General features: G+C 52.1%; 1 rRNA gene. It reads left to right on the forward strand.

Annotated elements, in window-relative coordinates:
• The first annotated feature begins 153 nt into the window (after positions 1 to 153).
• Positions 154 to 3,063 (forward strand): 23S ribosomal RNA (locus ACMHLI_RS23335).
• The last annotated feature ends 40 nt before the right edge of the window (positions 3,064 to 3,103 follow it).

Genomic DNA, 3,103 nt, shown 5'->3' on the forward strand with positions numbered 1-3,103 from the left:
TTGCTCTTTAACAATCTGGAACAAGCTGAAAATTGAAACATTACAGCTGAACATCACTCTCCGTAGAAGTACTGAGTGGTGCTTTTGTCTGTAATAGAGTCTCTCAAATAATCGCAATGCGACGATGTCTTTTAAGACACCTTCGGGTTGTGAGGTTAAGCGACTAAGCGTACACGGTGGATGCCTAGGCAGTCAGAGGCGATGAAGGGCGTGCTAATCTGCGAAAAGCGTCGGTAAGGTGATATGAACCGTTATAACCGACGATACCCGAATGGGGAAACCCAGTGTGTTTCGACACACTATTGCATGGTGAATACATAGCCATGCAAGGCGAACCGGGGGAACTGAAACATCTAAGTACCCCGAGGAAAAGAAATCAACCGAGATTCCCCCAGTAGCGGCGAGCGAACGGGGAAGAGCCCAGAACCTGAATCAGTTTGTGCATTAGTGGAAGCGTCTGGAAAGTCGCACAGTATAGGGTGATAGTCCCGTACACAAAAATGCACTTATTGTGAGTTCGATGAGTAGGGCGGGACACGTGACATCCTGTCTGAATATGGGGGGACCATCCTCCAAGGCTAAATACTCCTGACTGACCGATAGTGAACCAGTACCGTGAGGGAAAGGCGAAAAGAACCCCGGCGAGGGGAGTGAAATAGAACCTGAAACCGTGTACGTACAAGCAGTGGGAGCCTACTTTGTTGGGTGACTGCGTACCTTTTGTATAATGGGTCAGCGACTTATATTTTGTAGCAAGGTTAACCGAATAGGGGAGCCGTAGGGAAACCGAGTCTTAACTGGGCGTCAAGTTGCAAGGTATAGACCCGAAACCCGGTGATCTAGCCATGGGCAGGTTGAAGGTTGGGTAACACTAACTGGAGGACCGAACCGACTAATGTTGAAAAATTAGCGGATGACTTGTGGCTGGGGGTGAAAGGCCAATCAAACCGGGAGATAGCTGGTTCTCCCCGAAAGCTATTTAGGTAGCGCCTCGTGAACTCATCTTCGGGGGTAGAGCACTGTTTCGACTAGGGGGCCATCCCGGCTTACCAACTCGATGCAAACTCCGAATACCGAAGAATGTTATCACGGGAGACACACGGCGGGTGCTAACGTCCGTCGTGAAGAGGGAAACAACCCAGACCGCCAGCTAAGGTCCCAAAGTCATGGTTAAGTGGGAAACGATGTGGGAAGGCATAGACAGCCAGGATGTTGGCTTAGAAGCAGCCATCATTTAAAGAAAGCGTAATAGCTCACTGGTCGAGTCGGCCTGCGCGGAAGATGTAACGGGGCTAAACCATGCACCGAAGCTGCGGCAGCGACGCTTAGGCGTTGTTGGGTAGGGGAGCGTTCTGTAAGCCGTCGAAGGTGACCTGTGAGGGTTGCTGGAGGTATCAGAAGTGCGAATGCTGACATAAGTAACGATAATGCGGGTGAAAAACCCGCACGCCGGAAGACCAAGGGTTCCTGTCCAACGTTAATCGGGGCAGGGTGAGTCGACCCCTAAGGCGAGGCTGAAAAGCGTAGTCGATGGGAAGCTGGTTAATATTCCAGCACTTGGTGTTACTGCGAAGGGGGGACGGAGAAGGCTAGGCTAGCCGGGCGACGGTTGTCCCGGTTCAAGCGTGTAGGGGGTGTGACTTGGTAAATCCGGTTGCATATTCAACCCTGAGGCGTGATAACGAGCCACTACGGTGGTGAAGTAGTTGATGCCATGCTTCCAGGAAAAGCCTCTAAGCTCCAGGTAACACGAAATCGTACCCCAAACCGACACAGGTGGTCAGGTAGAGAATACTCAGGCGCTTGAGAGAACTCGGGTGAAGGAACTAGGCAAAATGGTGCCGTAACTTCGGGAGAAGGCACGCTGGCGCGTAGGTGAAGAGACTTGCTCTCGGAGCCGAAGCCAGTCGCAGATACCAGCTGGCTGCAACTGTTTAATAAAAACACAGCACTGTGCAAACACGAAAGTGGACGTATACGGTGTGACGCCTGCCCGGTGCCGGAAGGTTAATTGATGGGGTTAGCAGCAATGCGAAGCTCTTGATCGAAGCCCCGGTAAACGGCGGCCGTAACTATAACGGTCCTAAGGTAGCGAAATTCCTTGTCGGGTAAGTTCCGACCTGCACGAATGGCGTAATGATGGCCAGGCTGTCTCCACCCGAGACTCAGTGAAATTGAACTCGCTGTGAAGATGCAGTGTACCCGCGGCAAGACGGAAAGACCCCGTGAACCTTTACTATAGCTTGACACTGAACATTGAGCCTTGATGTGTAGGATAGGTGGGAGGCTTTGAAGCGTGGACGCCAGTCTGCGTGGAGCCAACCTTGAAATACCACCCTTTAATGTTTGATGTTCTAACTCGGCCCCGTAATCCGGGGTGAGGACAGTGTCTGGTGGGTAGTTTGACTGGGGCGGTCTCCTCCTAAAGAGTAACGGAGGAGCACGAAGGTTAGCTAATCACGGTCGGACATCGTGAGGTTAGTGCAATGGCATAAGCTAGCTTGACTGCGAGAGTGACGGCTCGAGCAGGTACGAAAGTAGGTCATAGTGATCCGGTGGTTCTGAATGGAAGGGCCATCGCTCAACGGATAAAAGGTACTCCGGGGATAACAGGCTGATACCGCCCAAGAGTTCATATCGACGGCGGTGTTTGGCACCTCGATGTCGGCTCATCACATCCTGGGGCTGAAGTAGGTCCCAAGGGTACGGCTGTTCGCCGTTTAAAGTGGTACGCGAGCTGGGTTTAGAACGTCGTGAGACAGTTCGGTCCCTATCTGCCGTGGGCGTTGGAAGATTGAGAGGGGCTGCTCCTAGTACGAGAGGACCGGAGTGGACGCATCACTGGTGTTCGGGTTGTCATGCCAATGGCATTGCCCGGTAGCTAAATGCGGAAAAGATAAGCGCTGAAAGCATCTAAGCGCGAAACTTGCCTCGAGATGAGTCTTCCCTGTGGCTTTAAGCCACCTGAAGGGACGTTTAAGACTAAGACGTTGATAGGCTGGGTGTGTAAGTGCAGCGATGCATTGAGCTAACCAGTACTAATGACCCGAGAGGCTTAACCTTACAACACCAAAGGTGTTTTAGAGTGACTCTGCTGCGCGAG

Origin of the sequence: Rahnella inusitata (assembly GCF_965118895.1) — a bacterium.
Classification (GTDB): Bacteria; Pseudomonadota; Gammaproteobacteria; order Enterobacterales; family Enterobacteriaceae; genus Rahnella; species Rahnella inusitata_A.